The organism is Myxococcus sp. MISCRS1 (assembly GCF_026626605.1).
GTDB lineage: Bacteria > Myxococcota > Myxococcia > Myxococcales > Myxococcaceae > Myxococcus > Myxococcus fulvus.
On record NZ_JAPNKB010000001.1, the window covers coordinates 8,214,945 to 8,235,677 of the forward strand.

Sequence of the window (20,733 nt, forward strand, 5' to 3'; positions counted from 1 at the left end):
GCGCCCGGAGGCTCCTCACACGGTGTAGCGGCGGCCCTGCTGGAGCGGCTCGATGACGCTCGCGGCCGTGTCGAAGTCGTCCGGGTAGTGGATGAGGCGCATGCGGGCGCGCAGTCCCTCCGGCAGCGCGGCGAGCTTCTCGTAGGGCGTGTGCACGCCGTAGTTCGTCTCGTGGATGACCAGGTCCGCGCGCGACAGCCAGTCGATGAGGCCCTCGTCGAAGGCGGTGTCCGCGCTGTAGCCCAGGCACCGGCCTCCGGCGTGGATGCGCAGCGCGGTGGTGGGCACGTGGTGGTACGTCATCCGCGCCTCGATGAGGAAGGGCCCGTGGCGCACGGCCGACTCGGTGGAGAGGGGCGTGTGCTCGAAGTAGTCCTCGAAGTGCTTGGGGTTGGGGGCCTCGCCGCGCTTCTCGATGAGGCACTCCATGCCCGCAGCCAGGTGGCCCTCCCACAGGCGCTCGGCGACGTCCGGGTGCGCGAGCAGCTCCAGCTTCTTTCGCAGGATGAAGAAGGAGAAGTAGCCCAGGCCCTCCAGGCCCGAGGAGTGGTCCGCGTGCAGGTGGGTGAGGGCCACGGCGCTGACGCGGTCCACGTCCAGCGGGACGCCGGACGTCAGTGACGCCTCGCGCATCATCTTCCGGATGGGGTGGGGACAGTCGATGAGGAGGACCTGGTCGTCGACCTCCACGGCCAGGCACGAGGAGTAGTGGAGCGCGGAGAAGGCGTCACCGACACCCAGGGGGATGAAAGTCATGCTCATGGCTGGCTCCGGTGGGACGGGTGGAGACGCTCGCGCAGCTTCGCCGCGACGGCGGGAGGACAGAAGTCGGAAACGTCCTCGCCCCGGAGCACGCGCGCCTTGAGGCCGCTGCTGCTCACCTCGGCGAGGTGTGCTTCCGCGGGGAGGAAGAGGGTGGCGAGCTCGGGCGCGAGCACGCGGTTGTTGTGCGCGAGCTCCGTCTCGAACTGGGCGTCGGTCGCGCCCCGGACGCCGCGGAGCAGGACGCTGGCGCCGATAGCCCGCGCGTAGTCGACGATGAGCCCCTCGGTCCACGCCACGGTGACGTTGGGGTGGGGGGCCACGGCCTCGCGCACCAGGGCAACGCGCTCGTCGGGGGACAGGAGCGTGTTCTTCGCGGGGTTGATGGCGACGATGACGACGACGTGGCCGAACAGTCGCGCGGCCTGGCGGACGACGGACAGGTGCCCGGCGGTGACGGGGTCGAAGCTGCCTGCGTAGACGGCGATGGTCATGGCGACACCTCGGGTGTTCCGGGCGTGAGCGCTTGTGACTTCGGGAAGGCGATGGTGACGAAGAGGGTGCCCGCGACGCAGAGGGCCGCGGCCAGGAGGAAGTGGCCCGTGTAGCCGAGGGCCTGTGCGCTGAAGCCGCTGAGGGCCGCAGCGGCGCCGGTGGCGAGCACGACGAGCGAGGCCTGCACGGTGTAGTCGGTGGCGGCGTGGTCGGGACGGCAGACGTCCATCATCGCGGTGAAGACGGCGGCGGTGGCCATGCCGCTGGCCACATGCTCCACGGCGCAGACGGCGGTGAGCCAGGGCAGGCCCGACACGGTGCCGCTGGAGACGAGCGCGTACAGGAGCACGGCGGTGGCCTGGATGGCGCCGAACAGGAGCAGGGCCCGCTTGCGTCCGAGCTTCACCACGAGGCTGCCGCCGAGGAGCGCGCCCACCAGGCCCGCGGTGAAGCCCACGATTCCGAGCAACCACGCGATGTCCGTGAGCGTCAGGCCCCGGTCCACGAGGAAGGTGCGCAGCATTCCCGTGGCCAGCGCTTCACCGGCCTTGTAGACGACGAGCAGGGCGAGCCACGTCCCCGCGCCCGGGCGCCGCACCCACCAGCCGAGGCCCAGGCTCACGCGGGGCGGGGGCTCGGAGGGAGGCTCGCGGTAGAGGGCCACGGGGATGGTGGCGACGAGCAGCATGAGGCCGAGGGCCACGAGGGTGGGGCGCCAGCCCGCGGCATCGAAGACCGCGAGCATCACGCCGCCGCCCAGGATCATGCCCACGCGGTAGGCGGCCACCTGCACGCCGTTGCCCCAGCCGCGCTCGGAAGGGGAGAGCAGCGTCACCGCGAGTCCATCGGTCGCCACGTCCTGCGTGGCCGCGAGCAGGTTGACGCCGAGCACCGCGGCGAACAGGACCTGCGTGCTCACGGTGGTGTCGGGCAGCGCGAGCGAGAGCAGCAGGCCCGCGCTCAGGCACTGGAGCGGGAGGATGTAGCCGCGCCTGAGGCCCCAGCGCGCCGAGCCGTGCCGGTCCATGTACGGCGCCCACAGGAACTTCAGCGCCCATGGGAGCGCGAGCAGGTGCGACAGGCCGATGGCGGGCAGCGACAGGCCCTGGTGGCGCAGCAGCACCGGGAGCGCCTGGGTGAAGAAGCCGAAGGGCAGGCCCTGCGAGAGGTAGAGGCTCGACAGGAGCCCGAGCTTCGTCACCGTGCCCAGGTCGGGGCTCGCGACGAGGCTCGCTCCAGGGAGCATCGTCGAAGGGGTGAGCGTGTCTTCGCGTTGTCCGCGCCCGCTGGGCGGGGTTGGGAGGGCGCTCATGCGGGCCTCCGCGCGGACATGGCATCGCGCGACGTCGTGTCGCGGCAGCCTGTCGCCGCGATGCGCCGAGCGAGGGCCGCGACGGGCGTGGGCCCCGTGGCATGGGCGGCGTCGCATCGCGCGGTGCCGGGCTCTTGGCCACCGGTCCAGTGTGGGAGGAGCGGGCTCATGCCTCCTCTCCATCCAGCACACCCGCGGCCATGCGCTTCACGGTGTTCGCGGCCGTGCCCGCGGGCACCAGGCCCGGCGCGCTCGCCGACAGCACGAAGTAGCCCTGCACCGCCGCGAAGAGTCCCGCCGCCAGGGCCCGCGCCTTGCGCTTGCCCACGCTCGCCGCGACCAGCGACTCCAACTGCTCCAGGTCCGCGCGCACCACCTGCTCATAGGCCGCGCGGACCTCGGGCTGACGGATGGCCTCCGCGCTGATGGTGACCCAGCCCGCGACCGCGCTCGTGTCCGCGTCGGGCCCCAGCGAGAGGAACGCGTCCACGAACGCGTCCACGCGGCCCCGGGTGTCCTCGGGCGCGAGCTTCGCGAGCTTCGCGGCCACCCGCGCACGGCCCCGCGCCGCGAGCTGCTCCACCAGGACGAGCAGAATCTCCTGCTTGTCGCTGAAGTGGTAGTGCACCAGCCCCGGGCTCAGCCCCGCCGCCTTCGCGATTTCGTTGACCGAGGCCCGCTCGTAGCCCCGCTCGGACATCACGCGCAAAAGGCCGGCGACGATTTGCTGGCGGCGCTCCTCGGTGTTGGACGGACGGGGCATGGTGGCCTTGTTTGTTGGTTGTGTGACCAACTTATAAACAGGCGAGCGGAAGTCGTCAACCCGTCCTCGGGATGGAGTGGGCTCACCGTGGGGTGGAGAGGTCCCCCGTCTGGACCGCGGTGTGTCGCCCCGAGACGAGGGCCTGGATTCCCGTCGCCACCAGCGCCGGCACCTCCAGCGAGGGCAGGTGGCTGACGGCGGGGAGCTTCATGACGTGGAACCATGGGTGCCGCACTGCGAAGGCCACCTGCGTCTCCAGGTAGTCGTGCGCGTCCGGTTGCGCGTACAGGTGCAACGTGGGCGTGGGCGGATTCAGTCCCGCGAGCGCGCGCAGGGGCGAGCCCTCCCGGGCATAGGCCGCCGCGATTTCGCGCGCCGCGCGGGCCCACATCTCCTCGGAGAACTCGAGCATGTCCTCGTGGATGACGCGCAGCACGTCCTCGTGCTCCACGCCGCGCGTCCACTCCTTGAACAGCGCGTCGCGCGTGCGTCCCCAGCGCTCCGACATGAGGCCGCGCAGCGTCGCGAGGAAGGGCGGTGGCGGCTCGGTGACAATCCAGTCCAGCAGGACGAGCTGGGGAACCCGCTCCGCGCCCAGCTCCCGGCGCAGCTCCAGTCCGAAGAAGCCCGCGTGGGACACCGTCACCGGCACCACCTGCTTCACGCCGCTGTCCTCCACCACGGCCTTCAGGTCCTCGAGCACCGCGCCGCTGTCGAAGTCGCCCTCGCCTTGCTCGGAGTCGCCGTGGCCCCGCAGGTCGACACAGAGGACGCGGTGTCGCGCGGAGCAAAGGGGGACCAGGGGCGCGAAGACCTCCCGGCGCGTGCACCAGCCGGGGATGAAGAGCAGCGTGGGCTCGCCCTCGCCGACGTCGTCGTAGCGGATGCGGGCATCGCCGGTGGAGCGCACCTCAGGCATGTCTCCCCCTGTGGAACGAGGCTTCTCGTCAGAGGGTGGACACCTGAACGGAGCGTCGCAGCAGGCGAGCGGGGAAGGGGCGGGGGCCCGGGTCGGCCCTTGCCTCAGAACGTCAGCAGGCTCGTCACGGGCGTCGGCGCCAGGCGTTTGCCACCGTCGAGGAAGCCCAGGTGGATGAGGAAGCTGAAGCCGACCAGCTCTCCACCCAGCCGCTTCACGAGCCGCCCCGTGGCCTCCGCCGTGCCGCCCGTGGCGAGGACGTCATCCACCACCAGCACGCGCTCACCCGGGGCCAGGGCGTCCTCGTGTATCTCCAGGCCGTCCGCGCCGTACTCCAGCGAGTAGCGCTCGACGACGGAGCGATAGGGCAGCTTGCCCGGCTTGCGCGCGGGGACGAAGCCCGCGCCCAGCGCGAGGGCCATGGGCGCGCCCAGCAGGAAGCCCCGCGCCTCGACGCCCACCACCTTGGAGATGTGCTGTCCCCGGAAGGGCGCGGACAGGGCGTTGATGACGCGGCCGAACAGCCTCGGGTCGGCCAGCACGGGGGTGATGTCCTTGAAGACGATGCCGGGCTTGGGGAAGTCCGGCACGTCGCGCAGACGGGCCTTCAGGTCATCGACGAGGGTGGTGTCGGCGAGGCTCGCGGCGGGCAGGGTCATGGGAAGAGCTCGGGGTTGACGCAGTGAGGAGGCCGCTGTCCGTCCAGCGCGGCCAACAGGTTGTCCACCGCCATGGAGGCCATGCGCCCCCGGGTGGCGTGCGTGGCGCTGGCGATGTGGGGCGCCAGCAGGACGTTGGGCAGGCCCAGCAGCGGACTGTCCTGGGGCAGCGGCTCGGGGTCCGTCACGTCCAGGGCCGCGCCGCCCAGGCGGCCCTCGCGCAGGGCCTCGACGAGCGCGTCCGGGTCCACCACGCCGCCACGCGCGGTGTTGACGAGCAGCGCCCCGGGCTTCATCGCCGCCAGCTCCGCGCGCCCCACCCAGTGCCGCGTCTGGGGCGTCAGCGGCACGTGCAGGGTGAGGATGTCCGCTTCGGAGAGCAGCGTGGCCTTGTCCACCCGCCGGGCCCCCGTCTCCCGCTCCAGCGCGGGCCTGGGGTCGCGGCCCACATAGAGGATGCGCATCCCGAAGCCCCTCGCGCGCCGGGCCACCGCCGAGCCGATGGCCCCGGGGCCGACGATGCCCAGCGTGGCGCCGTACACGTCCGTCCCCAACAGGAGGGTGGGGCTCCAGGTGCGCCAGTGTCCGGCCCGGACATGGGCGTCCGCCTCCGCCACGCGCCGGGCGAGGCCCAGAATCAGCGCGAAGGCGAAGTCCGCGGACGTCTCCGTGAGGGCGCCGGGGGTGTTACCCACCACCACCCGCCGTTGCGTACAGGCCGGTACATCGATGTTGTCGTAGCCGACGGCCACGTTGCTGACCGCCCGCAGGCCCGGGGCCTGGGCAAGCAGGCGAGCGTCCACCTGGTCCGTCAGCAGGGTGACGAGCCCCTCGGAGCGTGCCGCCTCGGCGAGCAGGGTGTCACGGGAGGGGGGCAGCTGCTGGGGCCAGACGTGGAGGTCCACGAGCCTGCCCAGTCGCCCGAGGGCCTCCCCGGGGAGCTGGCGGGTCACGAAGACACGGGGGCGGACGGTCCGAGCCATGGCGAACGTTGATGCTCTCATAGCCTGATGCCGGTGGCTGCTTCCGCTGGCGGACTCATCCACATTTCCCGCGAGCGGGAGCCCCCTTGCTGTGCTAGTGGCAGGGGTTCCCCGGCGCTAGGAGCCTGGGGCCTGTGCCAGCCGTGCAATCCACCGCCGACATCCGAGACGCCCTCCCTCCTCAGGACACCCAGTGGCTCAGGGCCCTGAAGGCCGAAGTCCAACCCACCATCTTCAAGAAGGGCCGGGAGGTGGCGGAGTCACGCCGCGTCTTCGGGCTCCAGCGCGAAGGGGACCACATCCGCGCGCAGGTCGCCGGTTCCACCGGCGAGCGCTATGAAGTCGTGATTGCGCTGGGGGACGGCAAGGCCACGTCCACCTGCACCTGTCAGTCGTGGAACGCGGATGGCCCCCACTGCAAGCACGTCGTCGCCGCGGCGCTCATCTATGCCGCGCGCTTCCGTCCTCCGCCTCGCCCGCAGCCGGTGGCGCCCCAGCCCGTGGAGCAGCAGCCACAGGCCACCGCGTCCGGCGCCAGCAACGAGGTGGTGGACAACGAGGCCCCCATCGAGCCGGACTCGCCTCCGGTGGACGCCGCGAACCTGCCGGCGCTCGCCAAGGTGGAGAGCTGGCTGGGCCTGTCCTCGCAGCCGGACTACGAGTTCTTCTACCGGCTGACGGCGGCGAACACGAACGCCGGTACCCGTCAGTGGGTGGTGGACGTGCGTCGTCAGGACGCGCAGACCAAGGGCCCCATCCACGTCAAGCGCACGCTGCAGACGGGCGGGCGGCTGTCCCCGGCCGACGAGCGCGTCTTCATGGCGCTCTCCCGCCACGAGCACCGCTACGACTCGCGCCTGGTGCTCTCCGACGAGGACCTGAGCGAGGTGATGGACATCCTGCGCCAGCGCCGGGTCATCTACCGGGGCACCGCGCTCATCAACACGGAGACGCCCGTGCGCCCGCAGATCCGGCTGGAGTCCCGGCCGGACGGCGCCACGGCGCGCATTGAGCTGCTGTTCCCGGACGGGGGCAGCTTCTCGCTCAAGGACGTCATCATCCTGTCGGGGCGGCGCACCTGGGTCATCCAGGCGCAGAACCTCCACCCGGTGGAGCCGGACTTCCCGCCGCGCCTTTTGCGCAAGTGGCTGCTCGAGCCCAACATGTCCTTCCCCTCGGGACAGCTGGACCGGGTGCTGACCTTCTTCGCCGCGCACCTGCCGCGCTTCCGCATGTCGCTGAAGGCGGACGACATCGAGGTCGACGAGGCGGTCGAGCCGCACTTCGTGCTGACGCTCGAGGGCAACCCGGAGAAGGTGAAGGTGCAGCTGGCCGCGCGCTACGGGCAGACCACGGCGCCGGTGTCCCCCACGGCCACGCACCTGGGCTACGCCAGCGGCGTGGGCGGGGACAGCCGCAAGCTGTACCGCCGCCGCGAGGACCTGGAGCGCGCCGCGGGCAAGCAGTTGCTCGATTTGGGCCTGCGCTTCGAGCCGCAGTCGCAGGCGTTCGACGCGACGGGTGACGTGGCGCTGGAGTTCTGGGCGCGGGGCCTGGCGTCCTTGCCGGCGGAGTGGGAGCGCTTCGGCGTGCAGGCGCCCAAGGTGCGGCTGCGTCCCAAGCTCAAGCCGCGCATCCGCGTGGGCATGAGCGGCGTGCAGTGGTTCGACCTGGACGCGGAGTTCGTCACCGACGACCAGGCGGTGGACCTGGGCGCGGTGCGCATGTGGCTGGACTCGGGGCGGCGCTTCGTGCCGCTCAAGGACGGCACCTTCGCGGAGGCGGACGCCGTCGAACTGAAGCGCGTGGCGGACCTCCTGGAGGAGGCGGGCGCCATGCCGGGCCGCTCGCGCACGCGGCTGCCGCTGCACCAGGCGGTGGCGTTGGACCTGCTCGCGGACCTGGGGGAGTTCACCGAGGTGGAGGCGAAGGCGCGCCAGGCGATGCTGGAGCTGCGCGAGACGGCGGGCGTGCCGAAGGTGGCGGTGCCCGACGGGCTGCAGGCGACGCTGCGTCACTACCAGGAGGCGGGCCTGTCCTGGCTCTGGTTCCTGCGCCGCCACGGCCTGTCCGGCATCCTCGCGGACGACATGGGTCTGGGAAAGACGGTCCAGTCGCTCAGCCTCTTGCAGAAGATGGCCAACGAGGAGGGCCGCAAGCCGTCGCTCGTGGTGGCGCCCACCAGCGTGCTCGCCAACTGGGAGCGCGAGGCGGAGCGCTTCACGCCGGGCCTCAAGGCCATGGTGTGGCACGGGCAGGACCGCAAGGAGCGCGCCGAGGACCTGAAGGGCATGGACCTGGTGCTCACGTCCTACGCGCTGGTGCGACGCGACTTGGACCAGCTGTCCCAGGTGGGCTTCCGCTTCGTCATCCTGGACGAGGCGCAGAACATCAAGAACGCGGACAGCGCCACGGCGCAGGCGTGCAAGTCGCTGCCGAGCGACACGCGCCTGGCGCTCACCGGTACGCCGCTGGAGAACCGGCTGTCGGAGCTGTGGAGCATCTTCGACTTCCTGATGCCGGGCTTCTTGGGCAGCGCGGACAGCTTCGGAGACCGCTACGAGCAGCCCATCCAGGTGGCCAACGACGCGTCGGCCCGGGACAGGCTGCGCCGCCGCATCCAGCCCTTCATCCTGCGCCGCTTGAAGACGGAGGTGGCCAAGGACCTGCCGCCGAAGACGGAGAGCGTCGCGTGGTGCGAGATGGAGCCCGGCCAGGCCGCGCTCTACCGGGAGGTGATGGAGGAGAGCAAACGCAAGGTCAGCGAGAGCATCGAGAAGGTCGGCTTCAAGCGCAGCCGCGTGTCGATTCTGGCCGCGCTGATGCGCCTGCGGCAGGTGTGTTGTGATCCACGCCTGCTCAAGCTGCCTCCCGGGACGCTCTTGCCGCCCAGCGCGAAGGTGGAGCGCTTCCTGGAGCTGGTGGAGGACCTGGTGGCGGAAGGTCACCGCGCCCTGGTGTTCAGCCAGTTCACGGAGATGCTGGAGCTGCTCAAGCAGGAGGCGGACAAGAAGGGTCTGCGCTACCTCTACCTGGACGGTCGCACCAAGGACCGCATGGGCAAGGTGGACGAGTACAACCGCCCGGACGGACCGCCCCTGTTCTTCATCTCGCTGAAGGCGGGCGGCACCGGCCTCAACCTCACGGCGGCCGACTACGTCATCCACTTCGACCCGTGGTGGAACCCCGCCGTCGAGGACCAGGCCACGGACCGTACGCACCGCATCGGCCAGACGCGCGCGGTCATCAGCTACAAGCTGATTACCCGCGGCACGGTGGAGGAGAAGATCCTCTCCCTGCAGCGTCGCAAGCGCGACCTCGCCGCCGGCGTCCTCGGTGGGGAGGGCGACGAGATGGCCCGCACGCTCACCGAGCAGGACATCCAGGAGCTCTTCACCGAGACCTGAGTCGGAACAAAGGGTTGGGGCTCCAACGGGCCCCGCCCTCACCCGCCCGCCGTCCGTCCGGTTGGGCTGAATGCCTGTGCAGTGTCAGGGGGACCTGTTAGGGTGTTCAGTGCCAGAGCCGTCGTACGGACATTGGAGGGCGCGCGTGCTGCTGGGTCTGCGGATTTCGAACGTGGCGGTGATCGAGGAGGTGGAGGTGGCGTTCGGAGCCGGCCTCACCGTCCTCACGGGTGAGACAGGTGCGGGCAAGTCCATCCTCGTGGATTCATTGGGCTTGCTGCTGGGAGGGCGGGCGGACGCGGATGTCATCCGCGCCGGCTGCGAGGAGGCGTCCGTGGAGGGCGTCTTCGCGCGGACGCCAGTCCTGGGCACACGCCTGGAGGAGCTGGGTCTGCCGGACCTCGGGGACGAGGTGCTGGTGCGCCGGGTGCTGGGGCGCACCGGGAGGGGCAAGGTCTACGTCAACGGCGCGCTGGTGACGGTGGGCGTGCTCGGGAAGCTGACGCGCGGGGCGGTGGACCTCGCCGGACAGCACGAGCACGTGAGCCTCTTCGACTCCGGCCTGCACCGGGTGCTCCTGGACAGGTACGGGGAGATGGAGGCGCCGCTGGCGACCTACTTCGGGGAGTACCAGGCGCTGCGGGAGGTGGACGCGCGCATGGAGGCCCTGGGCGGGGACGAGGCGAAGGTGCGCGAGCGCGCGGAGTTCCTGCGCTTCCAGCTCGACGAAATCTCGCGCCTGGACCCGGAGGCGGGCGAGGACGTGCGGCTGGACGCCGAGCGCAAGCGCCTGTCGAGCGCGGAGAAGCTCAAGCGCCACGGGGCGGAGGCGGAGCTGCTGGTGGCCGGCGACGAGTCCTCGGCGCTGGAGACGGTGGGCCGCGCGCTGGGGCTGGTGCACGACGCGGTGAAGTGCGACGCGACGCTTGCGCCCGTGGCGCAGTCGTTGAGCACGGCGCTGTCGGAGCTGGAGGAGGCGCAGCGGCGGCTCAACCGGTACGTGGAGGGCCTGGAGTCGGACCCGTCGCGCCTGCGGGACGTGGAGGAGCGGCTGGATGGCCTGAAGCGGCTGTGCCGCAAGCACGGCGCCACGCTGGACGGCGTGCTCAAGAAGCGCGGCGAAATCGAGGCCGAGCTGGGCACGCTGGAGAACCGCCAGGAGGTGCTGGAGGAGCTGGCCTCGGAGCGCCGCAAGGTGGAGGAGCGCGCGCGCAAGGCGGCCCTGGCGCTGTCGCGGGCCCGCACGAAGAGCGCGGTGGAGTTCTCCGCGCAGGTGCGCGAGGGCCTGGGGCACCTGGCCATGGGCAAGGCGGCCTTCGAGGTGCGCGTGACGCCTGGAGAGGTGCTGCGTCCGGACGGCCTGGACGACGTGGAGTTCTTCTTCAGCGCCAACCCCGGCGAGCCCGCCCGGCCCCTGGCGAAGGTGGCCTCGGGCGGCGAGGCGAGCCGACTGCTGCTGGCCCTGAAGCGGGCCCTGGCGGACAGCGACGCGTGCGGCTCGTACGTGCTGGACGAGGCGGACGCGGGCGTCAGCGGCGCGATTGCCGACGTCGTCGGGCGGATGATCAAGGAGGTGAGCGGCCACCGTCAGGTGCTCTGCATCACCCACCTGCCGCAGGTGGCGGCCTACGCGGACGCGCACCTGCTCATCCGCAAGGCGGTGAAGGGCGAGCGGACCGTCTCCCAGGTGACGGTCCTGGCGGCGGGCAGCGAACGGACGCGGGAGCTGGCCCGGATGATGTCCGGCGTGGAGGTGACGCGTGAGGCGCTGGGGGCGGCGGAGGCCCTGGTGCGCTCGGCCCACCGTTCCCTGGGGGCGCCCAGGACCCGCCGGGAGTCCGGACCCGAGGGGGGACCCCGGGGACGCCTCAGGCGGACGGCTTGACGCGCTGCAAGGTCATCCGTGTCCTTGCCCCATCCTTGGGTCTCACATAGCATCCTTGGTGTGTCCAACACCGCAGGGCAGACCGCGGCCTCCCGCCTCAAAGTCGTTTCCGCTGGCCTGACGGACGTCGGGCGGAAGCGTAACCACAACGAGGACAGCTTCCTCATCGACGATGAGCTCCAGCTCTACGTCGTGGCGGACGGCATGGGCGGTCACGCGGGAGGTGGTACCGCGTCGCGCATCGCCGTCGAGACCATCGACAAGGAGCTGCGCCGGGCACGGGAAGGAAAGGACAACCCCTTCCTCTCCGTGCCTCACCTCCAGGACTCACCGATTCCGGAGGCGCTGCGCACCGCCGTGGAGAAGGCGTGTCTGGCCATCTACACGGCGGCGCAGGAGGACCCACGCCTGTCCGGCATGGGCACCACCGTCATCTCCCTGGTGGTCCGCGAGGAGCACGCCTTCTTCGCGCACGTGGGAGACAGCCGCGCCTACCTCATCCGGGGCGACCTCATCCAGCAGATCTCCGAGGACCACTCGCTGGTCAACGAGCAGATCAAGGCCGGGATGATCACGCCGGAGGAGGCCAAGCACTCCCGCTACAAGAACATCATCACCCGCTCCGTCGGCTTCGAGGAGGAGGTGCAGGTGGACGTCATGGGCCTCGTGTCGGAGCCCAACGACGTGTTCCTGCTGTGTTCGGACGGGTTGGCCAACATGCTCGAGGACAAGGAGATCCACGAGGTGGTGGCCCAGGCGAAGTCCTTCGAGGACATCCCCAAGCGCCTCATCGACTTCGCCAACGAGCGCGGCGGCGACGACAACATCACCGTCATCCTGGTGCGGGTCGCCGCCTGACGGCGACTCACGAAGTGGTGGCCGGCAAACACCTCGTCAGGTCACTGTTGACCTTGACACTCTTGGAAGCTGAATGGTAGCTGCCCAAACGTTTCCAATCCTGACAGACGCCGTCAGGTGACGGAGCTGGAGGGGTGTGGCGGTGGGGGGAGGTGTTGAGCGCCGGGGAGCGACTTAGCTTCTGGCGCCGGATGTCCCACGCAAGCAGGGAGCTGTCCCGTGGCGAAAAAGTCCTTCACGTTGATGGTGATCCCGGACCACGACGCGCCGGTGAAGCGGTACACCATCCAGCGCTCGTTCCTCATGCAGGTGGGGATGGGGCTGATGTTGGTCGTGGGACTGGGCGCGGGCGCGAGCATCCACTACTTCCAGGTCGCCGCGGATGCCTCGGAGAACCGCATCCTCCGGGATGAGAACCTGACGTTGCGCTCTCAGCTGAAGTCGGTGCGTGAGCGCATCGAGCACATCGGTTCGACGCTGGACCGGGTGGAGCGTTTCGACCAGAAGCTGCGCGCGATGACGCTGTTGTCGGACCCGCAGCGCAACCTGGCGATGGGCCCCACGGAGCCGGAAGCGCGGGTGCCGACGACGGACACCCAGTTCACCCAGCTGACGACGACGGAGACGCCCAAGCTGCTGATGGGCCGGCTGGACAAGCTGAGCGCGGAGGCCACCCGGCAGGAGCAGAGCCTCCAGGAGCTGCAGGCGTACTTCCAGGACCAGAAGTCGCTGCTCGCGTCCACGCCGTCGGTGTGGCCGGCGCGCGGTTGGGTGACGAGCGACTTCGGTCAGCGCGTGGACCCGTACACGGCGGACCGGGTGATGCACTCGGGCCTCGACATCGCGGCCCCGCACGGCAAGGAAGTGTACGCGCCGTCGGACGGCACGGTGGTGTTCGCGGGCCTGGAGGGTGGCTACGGCAACGTCATCGTCGTGGACCACGGCTACGGCATCAAGACGCGCTATGGCCACCTGGCGAAGATGCTGGTGAAGGCCGGTGACCGGGTGAAGCGCGGCGCGCTCATCGCCGCGGTCGGCAACACGGGCCGCTCCACCGGACCGCACCTGCACTACGAGGTCCGCGTCAATGGCATCCCGCAGAACCCGCGCAAGTTCATCCTCGAGGAGTAGGCCGAGGCGCGCAGGGCCCCGGGCGGCTTGTTCGGGGCAGGTGGTTTGGGAGCACGTGACACGCGCGGGACGCCGGACCCTGGCAGGTCTGCCCCGGTGACAGGTGCTCCGAAGCGCGGTCCTTGGAAGGCGGGCTTACGAGAGTCCCCATGAGACCGCGAAGCCCGGTGGAGGCACCGGGCCGCTCCTTCCTCCAGATTCGACTCGGAGCCCGTGTGCCGGATGGGAATGCGGCGCCAGAAGCGACGCGTCCGTCCCGTGAGCGGCAGGTGGCCTCTCTGGGGATGGACGCGTCCAGACGAGTTCGACTCCGAGGCCGTGCTCCCGATGTGCGGCGTGGCGCCGCAGCGACGCGTCCCTCCCGTCAGAGGAACGTCGCCTGCCCGGGGATGGAGGCGTCCAGGCGCAGCCGGCGACGCTGGAGCCCCTCGGCCCTGCCGCTGCGCTGCATGACGTGCGCGCGCTCCAGCTCGGCCCAGATGAGGGGCCCGAGCACCTGCCAGTGAGAGGGCGCGTCCACCGTCACCTCCAGCAGGCTCACCGTCCACTCCGGCACCTCGGCGTCGGGCGTACCTTCGGGCAGCACGCGACGTACGTCCTGGACCAGTCGCTCGTGGGTGGGGCCCGCGAGGTCCTCCTTCACGGTGAGCTGCGAGGTGGGGACGAGGAGCGCCGCGAAGGCATCCGGGTGCAGGCGAATCACCTTGGCGCCCGGGTACTGCGCACCGAGCGACTCCACGGTGGTGCGCAGAATCGCGTCACCGACGCCGAAGCCGAAGCGCGCGTTGTGCGAAATCATGCCTTTCACGTCGGCGATGACGGCCCCCACGCGCCAGCCGTCGTGGTGGGCGTGGGTGGACAAGTCATACTCTTCCTTCAGGAGACTGCCCTGGGTGAGGGCGGGCACCTGGAGCGCGCCCGTCTTCGCGTCGGGGTGGCCGCGCCGGGCCTGCTCGGCCTGGAGCAGCGCCTCGACGGCGGCCTGCACGGGGGCCTGGGGCGAGCGGGTCAGCACCCAGGGGTACAGGGCGATGAGGGCGGTGGCGGTGGCGTCGTCGAGCGGATAGGGCATCTCACGCGCTTCTCTAGCGCGTCACGCGCCCGCGCGCAGGCGCTTCCCGCCCGACTGTCAGCGAAGCCGGTGGGCCGTCACCGTGACCTCGTCCCGGTCATGGTAGAGCTGGCGGACGGTGAGGCCCTCCCAGCCGCCCTCCTCGACGAGCGTGTGCCGCACGCGCACGAGCACGGGGTTCTTGTCCTTCATGGGCAGCTTGATGTTGGCCACCAGATGGCTGGCCCAACCCCGGCGCCCCCACTTGGCGAGCAGCTGCGCCACCTCCAGCGGGCGCCAGGCCATGTCGCAGAAGAGCCAGTCGGCGGGCTCCTCGGGCGCGTAGGCGAAGGCGCTCTCCTGCACGTGCTTCACCCGGCCATGGGACGCCAGCTCAGGCATCAGCTTCGCGGGGTCCACCGCCACCACCCGCGCGCCCCGGGACACCAGTCGCTGCGTCCACCCACCTGGCGCCGCGCCCAGGTCCACGCAGACGTCGCCGCGCCCGGGCTCGAAGGCCAGCCCGTCCAGCGCCTCCTCCAGCTTCATGGCCGCCCGGGAGGGGGACTCGACCTCGCGGCGCATGCGCCGGCGTCCACCCGGGGCCAGCGACAAGGCCTCCCGCGCGAAGACGCTGCCCACCACCGTCACACCATCCGGGGCGACGCAGAGCGAGACGAGCCGCGCGCCCGCCTCCTTCGCCCGGGCCCCATCCTCGAGCAGCCGCTCCGAGGGGAGCCGCGCCTTCACCGCCGCCTCCAGCGCCTCCGCCGTCGTCGCCAGGGGATTGCCCCGAGGGCTGTCGGGCGTGAAGGACTGGAGAAGCCACGGCCCCGTCCCAGGCAGGGCGCCGATGGACCGGGCCGCCGCCTCCGCCAGGACCTCGGGCGCGCCAGGGGGCAGGGAGGCGACCACCTGGTAGCCCGCCCGCGCGAAGGCCGGAGGAGGGCTCGGGCTCCGCTCGCTCTCCACCAGGGCATCTCCGAGCAGCCGGGGCGCCGCTCCCGCCCAGGCGAGCTCCTCGAAGAGGTGCGACTCGAAGCCCGCCCGGCACGTCCACAGCCAGCGCCCGGCCACCGGCGGCTGCGTCTGTGCGGGCATGGAGGGAATCCGCGCCCTCGGTGGGGCGGGGGGCGGCGTGGGGCGCGCTGGGGCGGCCTGGGCCTTGGGAGGGGCGGCCTTCCTGGAGGGCGGAGGGCCGGGGCGGCGCGCGGGGGGCTTGGAGGAAGCGCCCCGGACAGGCCGGCGGCGGTGATTTCGTGAAGGGGACATTGCGTGGGCTCGGTTCCGCTTTACTCTGAACCGATGCGCGCTGGGCAACCGGCCGAGAGGAAGTTTACGGAGGCGCGCGTGGTTTCCCACCAGCCCTCCCTTACATCTCCAGGGATTTCCCTTCACTCGCCGCCGTCCTTCGAGGATTCTCCGGCCGCGAGAGAGTCAACGAATGATCGAATGGACGCTGAAGAAGCTCATCGGGACCAAGAATGAGCGCGAGCTCAAGAAGGCCCGCGAGAAGGTCATCCGCATCAACGAGCTGGAAAGCCGGATGCGGGCCCTCAAGGACGAGGACTTTCCTGCCGAGACGGCTCGGCTGAAGCAGGAGATCCAGAACGGACGGCCGCTCGACAGCATGCTGTTCGAAGCCTTCGCGCTCATCCGCGAGGGCTCGCGCCGGGTCATCGGCCAGCGCCACTACGACGTGCAGCTCATCGGCGGCATGTTCCTCCACGAGGGGTGCATCGCGGAGATGCGCACCGGTGAAGGCAAGACGCTGACGGCCACGTTGCCCAGCTACCTCAACGCCCTGTCCGGGCGCGGGGTGCACGTGGTGACGGTGAACGACTACCTCGCCCGCCGCGACGCGGAGTGGATGGGGCGGGTCTACAAGTTCATGGGCATGACGACCGGCTGCGTGCTCCACGAGCTGTCCGACAAGCAGCGCCAGGAGGCGTACCGCTCGGACATCACGTACGGGCAGAACAACGAGTTCGGCTTCGACTACCTGCGCGACAACATGAAGTTCCGCTTGCAGGACTACGTCCAGCGCGAGCTGAACTACGCCATCGTCGACGAGGTGGACTCCATCCTCATCGACGAGGCCCGCACGCCGCTCATCATCTCCGGTCCCACCGAGGACAGCACGGACAAGTACTACCGGGTGGACCAGGTCATCCCCGGCCTCGTCCCGGACCAGGACTTCACCCTGGACGAGAAGCACCGCTCCGTGTCGCTGACGGACGACGGCATCGACAAGCTCCAGAAGCGCCTGGGCGTCTCCAACCTGTACGACCCGGGGGAGATTGAGACGCTCCACCACGTCGAGCAGGGCCTGCGCGCGCACACGCTCTACAAGCGCGACAAGGACTACGTGGTGAAGGACGGCGAGGTCGTCATCGTCGACGAGTTCACCGGCCGCCAGATGCCGGGCCGCCGCTGGTCCGACGGCCTCCACCAGGCGATCGAGGCCAAGGAGGGCGTGAAGATCGAGAACGAGAACCAGACGCTGGCGACCGTCTCGTTCCAGAACTACTTCCGCATGTACTCCAAGCTGTCCGGCATGACGGGCACCGCGGACACGGAGGCGGAGGAGTTCGCGAAGATCTACAGCCTGGACGTGCGCGTCATCCCCACCAACCGCGCCAACATCCGCAAGGACCAGCAGGACGTGGTCTACAAGACGGAGCGCGAGAAGTTCGAGGCGGTGGCCGCGCAGATTGAAGAGCTGCACAAGGTGGGGCAGCCGGTGCTGGTGGGCACGGTCTCCATCGCGAAGAGCGAGGTGGTGTCCAACTTCCTGAAGAAGCGGGGCGTCCCCCACAACGTGCTCAACGCCAAGCAGCACCAGCGCGAGGCGGACATCGTTGCGCAGGCGGGTCGCAAGGGCGCGGTCACCATCTCCACCAACATGGCCGGCCGCGGCACGGACATCCTCCTGGGCGGCAACGCGGAGGTGCTGGCGAAGGCGGCCGTGGGCCCCCCGCCGGAGGCCCCTCCGCCCGTGGCCCCGCAGGCCCCCGTCGAGGGCGCGGTCGCCCAGCCGGACCCGCAGGCCGCGTATCAGCAGGCCCTGGCCGAGTGGGAGCAGAAGCTCGCCGACACCCAGGCGCAGCTGGAGGCGGAGACCAAGAAGGAGCGCGAGGAGGTGATGGCGGCCGGCGGCCTGTTCATCATCGGCACCGAGCGTCACGAGTCGCGCCGCGTGGACAACCAGCTGCGTGGCCGCGCCGGTCGTCAGGGTGACCCGGGTGGCAGCCGGTTCTTCCTCTCCCTCGAGGATGACCTGATGCGCATCTTCGGCTCCGAGCGCATCCAGGGGCTGATGGAGCGGCTGGGCATGGAGGAGGGCGAGGTCATCGAGCACATCTGGCTCACCCGCGCCATCGAGGGGGCCCAGAAGCGCGTCGAGGGACACAACTTCGACATCCGCAAGAACCTGCTCGAGTACGACGACGTGATGAACCAGCAGCGGCGCACCATCTACAAGCTGCGTCGTCAGGTGCTGGCCGCGGGCGCGGGCCTGCCGCTCGTCGAGTTCACCGAGGACCCCAAGACGCGGGTGAAGAGCCGCTCCGAGCGGATGGTGAGCTGGGCGGACTTCAAGGAGATGGTGCTGGACGCGGTGGAGGACGTCATCGTCTCCACGGTGGACACGTACGCGCCGACGAAGAGCTCGGACGGGTGGGACCTGGACTCCCTCACCAGGACGGTGAAGGAGACGTTCGACCTGGACATGAACTTCGACAACGTCGGCAACCGCGACGAGCTCCAGGACCACATCTACCGGGCGGCGGAGAAGGTCTTCCGCCAGCGCGACGAGGAGTTCGGCGAGAACTTCCTGCGCTTCCTCCAGTACAACTACCTGGCGACCATCGACCGGCTCTGGAAGGAGCACCTGCTGGGCATGGACCACCTGCGCCAGGGCATCGGCCTGCGTGGGTACGGCCAGAAGGACCCGAAGCAGGAGTACAAGCGCGAGGGCTACCAGGGCTTCATCCAGACCCTGGCCTCCATCAAGGCGCAGTTCGTCTCCCAGCTCATGCGCGTGCAGCCGCGCTCGGCCACCAGCGCCGAGGAAGAGGCCGTCCGCATCCAGCGGCAGCTGGCCCAGCAGCAGCGCAAGGCGGTGGAGGGGCGGGGCACCGCGGAGGGCAAGCTGGACGAGGCCTCCGTCGCCCAGGCGGCCCGTCCTCCGGCGGCCCAGCAGGGCCCCCGCGTGGGCCGCAATGATCCCTGCCCCTGTGGCAGCGGCCGCAAGTACAAGAAGTGCCACGGCGCGGCGGAGGCCAACGTCTAGGCCGCCTGTCGCTCCCACGGTGTCCCACGCGCCGGCGCGGCGCCGCCCCGAGGTCCGGGCGGTGGTCCGCGCCGGTGGTGTCTTGGAGGGCGCAATGACGCCTGGAGGGCGGGGGAGGGGGCATTCCGCCCGCTTCCCGGCACGGCCGGTGAGGCGAAGCTTGCGCCGCCCGGAAGGGTTCTGTTAAGGACGCCCCGCCTCGTAGTCTGGGGTGGGGGTATCTACCCCGAGTCGTACCCACTTCACACACGCCCGTGCCGGTCGCCGGTGCAACCGTGGGTGAGCCCCTCCGGAAGGAGCGGCCCTCTCCCGGATGTCACGGCCGGAGCTTCGCATCGGGTGTGGCGGATGAACCGGAGAAACAACATGTCGATCGACACGCAGGAAACGCAGAACCAGCAGCAGGCCATGGCCGCCGCCGGCGGCATCACGATGCGGCAGCTCCTGGAGGCCGGCGTCCACTTCGGCCACCAGACCAAGCGCTGGAACCCGAAGATGAAGCCGTACATCTTCGGTGCCCGCAACGGCATCTACATCATCGACCTCCAGAAGACCGTCACCATGGCCCGCTCGGCCTTCCGCTTCGTGGCGGACGTGACGGCCCGCGGTGGCTCGGTGCTCTTCGTCGGCACCAAGAAGCAGGCGCAGGACGTCATCCGCGAGGAGGCCTCGCGCGCCGGTCAGTTCTTCGTCACCAGCCGCTGGCTGGGTGGCACGCTGACCAACTTCAAGACCATCAAGCAGGGCATCGACCGGCTCAAGACGCTGGAGAAGATGGCCGAGGACGGCACCTTCGAGCGCCTGCCCAAGAAGGAAGTCGCGTCGCTGGAGCGCGAGCGCGAGAAGCTCGAGAAGAACCTGGGCGGCGTGAAGGAGATGTCCAAGCTGCCCCGCTGCGTCTTCATCATCGACCCGAAGAAGGAGCACATCGCCATCCACGAGGCGACCCGCCTGGGCATCCCCGTGATAGGCCTGGTCGACACGAACTGCGATCCGGACGGCATCGACTTCGTGATTCCCGGCAACGACGACGCCATCCGCTCCATCAAGCTCTTCACGTCGAAGATCGCCGAGGCCTGCATCGAGGGCGCGGCCCGCTACCGTGCCTCGGGCGCGGCGGAGCGCGACGAGCAGGAGGAGCGCGAGGGCCGTGACGACCGCCGTGAGCGTGATGACCGCCGTGGCCCGCGCCGCAATGACCGCGGCGGCGACCGCCGTGGTGGCGACCGTGACCGTGGCGGCGAGCGCCGTGGCCCCCTCGTCGAGATGAAGGGCGCGCCGGCCGTCGCCGAGCAGCCCGCGACCGAGGGCGGCGAGGCCGCGGGCGAGACGGCGGCGGAGTAATCCCCCCGTTTCACTCCAGTGTCTTCGTGGCGGCCGGGTGGCGGAGCAGAACGCCTGTCACCCGGCCGTCCGTGTTTCCCGTCGTACGCCGTACCCCTTGAACATCAATGCTCCGCCCGGCGCATGGCGCCCACGTGGTGGCGGAGGCAGGAGAAGAACATGGCCGAAGTGACCGCCCAGATGGTGAAGGACCTCCGCGAGCGGACCGGCGCGGGCCTGATGGACTGCAAGAAGGCGCTGGCCGAGTCCGGCGGCGACTTCACGAAGGCCGAGGAGTGGCTGCGCAAGAAGGGCATCTCCCGCGCCGCCGGCAAGGAAGGCCGCGTCGCCGCCGAAGGTCTGGTGGGCACCTACGTGCACGGCGGTCGCATCGGCGTGCTGGTGGAGGTCAACTGTGAGACCGACTTCGTCGCGCGCAACCCGGACTTCCAGGACCTGGTGAAGGAGGTGGCCATGCAGATCGCCGCCGCCAACCCCAAGTTCGTCCGCCGCGAGGAAGTGCCCTCCGAGAACCTCGAGAAGGAGCGCGAGATCGAGCGCGAGCTGCTCAAGCAGCAGGGCAAGCCCGAGGCGATGCTCGAGAAGATCCTCGTCGGGAAGATGGAGAAGTACTACACGCAGGTCTGCCTCGTGGACCAGCTGTGGGTGAAGGACGACAAGAAGAAGGTCGGCGACATGATCACCGAGCGCGCCGCGAAGATTGGCGAGAAGGTCTCCGTGCGCCGCTTCGTCCGCTTCGAGGTGGGTGAGGGCATCGAGAAGAAGAAGGACGACCTCGCCGCCGAAGTGGCCAAGACGCTGGGCCAGGGCTGATTCCCCAGGGCCTCGCTGCGAGGTCCTCCCAGGCAGGCCCCGAGGGCCGCGACCCTT

At 70.2% G+C, this 20,733-nt stretch carries 16 protein-coding genes; 7 read left to right on the plus strand and 9 right to left on the minus strand.

All coding sequences use genetic code 11. The features are described from left to right. Window positions 1-15 precede the first annotated feature (15 nt). From OWM54_RS32835 to OWM54_RS32865, 7 genes are all read right to left on the minus strand, one after another. On the minus strand, window positions 16-762 hold the full coding sequence (locus tag OWM54_RS32835; RefSeq protein WP_141322894.1) for an MBL fold metallo-hydrolase: 747 nt from the start codon (window positions 760-762) through the stop codon (window positions 16-18). After that, window positions 759-1,256, minus strand: a complete 498-nt coding sequence (coaD, locus tag OWM54_RS32840; RefSeq protein WP_223745349.1) for a pantetheine-phosphate adenylyltransferase — start codon at window positions 1,254-1,256, stop codon at window positions 759-761. Before coaD ends, OWM54_RS32835 begins: the two co-directional genes overlap by 4 nt. Further along, a complete protein-coding gene (locus OWM54_RS32845; RefSeq protein ID WP_267700031.1) occupies window positions 1,253-2,569 on the minus strand; it encodes an MFS transporter in 1,317 nt (438 codons plus the stop codon). The genes coaD and OWM54_RS32845 overlap by 4 nt, the downstream gene beginning before the upstream one ends. A gap of 166 nt (window positions 2,570-2,735) precedes the next feature. Further along, window positions 2,736-3,332: a TetR/AcrR family transcriptional regulator gene (locus OWM54_RS32850; protein ID WP_223745351.1), complete on the minus strand. Its 597-nt coding sequence runs from the start codon at window positions 3,330-3,332 to the stop codon at window positions 2,736-2,738. 82 nt (window positions 3,333-3,414) lie between these two features. Further along, window positions 3,415-4,251: an alpha/beta fold hydrolase gene (locus OWM54_RS32855; protein ID WP_267700032.1), complete on the minus strand. Its 837-nt coding sequence runs from the start codon at window positions 4,249-4,251 to the stop codon at window positions 3,415-3,417. A gap of 104 nt (window positions 4,252-4,355) precedes the next feature. Beyond that, window positions 4,356-4,910: an adenine phosphoribosyltransferase gene (locus tag OWM54_RS32860; protein WP_267700033.1), complete on the minus strand. Its 555-nt coding sequence runs from the start codon at window positions 4,908-4,910 to the stop codon at window positions 4,356-4,358. After that, on the minus strand, window positions 4,907-5,893 hold the full coding sequence (locus OWM54_RS32865) for a 2-hydroxyacid dehydrogenase (protein WP_267700034.1): 987 nt from the start codon (window positions 5,891-5,893) through the stop codon (window positions 4,907-4,909). Before OWM54_RS32865 ends, OWM54_RS32860 begins: the two co-directional genes overlap by 4 nt. Before the next feature lie 134 nt (window positions 5,894-6,027). Here OWM54_RS32865 and OWM54_RS32870 point away from each other — a divergent pair, with 134 nt between their 5' ends. The 4 genes from OWM54_RS32870 (at window position 6,028) to OWM54_RS32885 (ending at window position 13,174) form a co-directional block, all read left to right on the plus strand. Further along, window positions 6,028-9,300 (plus strand): SNF2-related protein, encoded by a 3,273-nt coding sequence (locus OWM54_RS32870; protein WP_267700035.1) that lies wholly within the window; start codon window positions 6,028-6,030, stop codon window positions 9,298-9,300. A gap of 145 nt (window positions 9,301-9,445) precedes the next feature. Beyond that, the gene (gene recN / locus OWM54_RS32875) at window positions 9,446-11,185 is read left to right on the plus strand and encodes a DNA repair protein RecN (RefSeq protein ID WP_267700036.1); all 1,740 of its coding nucleotides are present in this window, start codon (window positions 9,446-9,448) and stop codon (window positions 11,183-11,185) included. Between the two features lie 60 nt (window positions 11,186-11,245). After that, entirely contained in the window at window positions 11,246-12,043 is a 798-nt protein-coding gene (locus OWM54_RS32880; RefSeq protein WP_046715334.1) for a Stp1/IreP family PP2C-type Ser/Thr phosphatase, read from the plus strand. Between the two features lie 219 nt (window positions 12,044-12,262). Then, window positions 12,263-13,174, plus strand: a complete 912-nt coding sequence (locus OWM54_RS32885; protein ID WP_141322888.1) for a M23 family metallopeptidase — start codon at window positions 12,263-12,265, stop codon at window positions 13,172-13,174. Window positions 13,175-13,538: 364 nt separating this feature from the next. On the opposite strand, the gene OWM54_RS32890 is transcribed toward OWM54_RS32885, so the two are convergent. Together OWM54_RS32890 and rlmM are read right to left on the minus strand one after the other, a co-directional pair. Next, complete coding sequence (locus tag OWM54_RS32890) at window positions 13,539-14,246, minus strand: GGDEF domain-containing protein (RefSeq protein WP_267700037.1); 708 nt, start codon at window positions 14,244-14,246, stop codon at window positions 13,539-13,541. A 57-nt stretch (window positions 14,247-14,303) separates the two neighbouring features. Further along, entirely contained in the window at window positions 14,304-15,326 is a 1,023-nt protein-coding gene (rlmM, locus tag OWM54_RS32895) for a 23S rRNA (cytidine(2498)-2'-O)-methyltransferase RlmM (protein WP_223781944.1), read from the minus strand. Between the two features lie 343 nt (window positions 15,327-15,669). Here rlmM and secA point away from each other — a divergent pair, with 343 nt between their 5' ends. The 3 genes from secA (at window position 15,670) to tsf (ending at window position 20,676) form a co-directional block, all read left to right on the plus strand. Next, complete coding sequence (secA, locus tag OWM54_RS32900; RefSeq protein ID WP_267700038.1) at window positions 15,670-18,519, plus strand: preprotein translocase subunit SecA; 2,850 nt, start codon at window positions 15,670-15,672, stop codon at window positions 18,517-18,519. A 366-nt stretch (window positions 18,520-18,885) separates the two neighbouring features. After that, window positions 18,886-19,863 carry a 30S ribosomal protein S2 gene (gene rpsB / locus OWM54_RS32905; RefSeq protein ID WP_370640295.1) on the plus strand — a complete coding sequence of 326 codons (978 nt, stop codon included), beginning with the start codon at window positions 18,886-18,888 and terminating at the stop codon, window positions 19,861-19,863. A 159-nt stretch (window positions 19,864-20,022) separates the two neighbouring features. Then, entirely contained in the window at window positions 20,023-20,676 is a 654-nt protein-coding gene (gene tsf, locus OWM54_RS32910; protein ID WP_267700039.1) for a translation elongation factor Ts, read from the plus strand. The last annotated feature ends 57 nt before the right edge of the window (window positions 20,677-20,733 follow it).

What these genes read in the sequence shown, in the direction of transcription:
- OWM54_RS32835 (WP_141322894.1), bottom strand. Translation starts at nt 762, where the DNA reads ATGAGCATGACTTTCATCCCCCTGGGTGTCGGTGACGCCTTCTCCGCG.
- coaD (WP_223745349.1), bottom strand. Translation starts at nt 1,256, where the DNA reads ATGACCATCGCCGTCTACGCAGGCAGCTTCGACCCCGTCACCGCCGGG.
- OWM54_RS32845 (WP_267700031.1), bottom strand. Translation starts at nt 2,569, where the DNA reads ATGAGCGCCCTCCCAACCCCGCCCAGCGGGCGCGGACAACGCGAAGAC.
- OWM54_RS32850 (WP_223745351.1), bottom strand. Translation starts at nt 3,332, where the DNA reads ATGCCCCGTCCGTCCAACACCGAGGAGCGCCGCCAGCAAATCGTCGCC.
- OWM54_RS32855 (WP_267700032.1), bottom strand. Translation starts at nt 4,251, where the DNA reads ATGCCTGAGGTGCGCTCCACCGGCGATGCCCGCATCCGCTACGACGAC.
- OWM54_RS32860 (WP_267700033.1), bottom strand. Translation starts at nt 4,910, where the DNA reads ATGACCCTGCCCGCCGCGAGCCTCGCCGACACCACCCTCGTCGATGAC.
- OWM54_RS32865 (WP_267700034.1), bottom strand. Translation starts at nt 5,893, where the DNA reads ATGGCTCGGACCGTCCGCCCCCGTGTCTTCGTGACCCGCCAGCTCCCC.
- OWM54_RS32890 (WP_267700037.1), bottom strand. Translation starts at nt 14,246, where the DNA reads ATGCCCTATCCGCTCGACGACGCCACCGCCACCGCCCTCATCGCCCTG.
- rlmM (WP_223781944.1), bottom strand. Translation starts at nt 15,326, where the DNA reads ATGCCCGCACAGACGCAGCCGCCGGTGGCCGGGCGCTGGCTGTGGACG.
- secA (WP_267700038.1), top strand. Translation starts at nt 15,670, where the DNA reads ATGATCGAATGGACGCTGAAGAAGCTCATCGGGACCAAGAATGAGCGC.
- rpsB (WP_370640295.1), top strand. Translation starts at nt 18,886, where the DNA reads ATGTCGATCGACACGCAGGAAACGCAGAACCAGCAGCAGGCCATGGCC.
- tsf (WP_267700039.1), top strand. Translation starts at nt 20,023, where the DNA reads ATGGCCGAAGTGACCGCCCAGATGGTGAAGGACCTCCGCGAGCGGACC.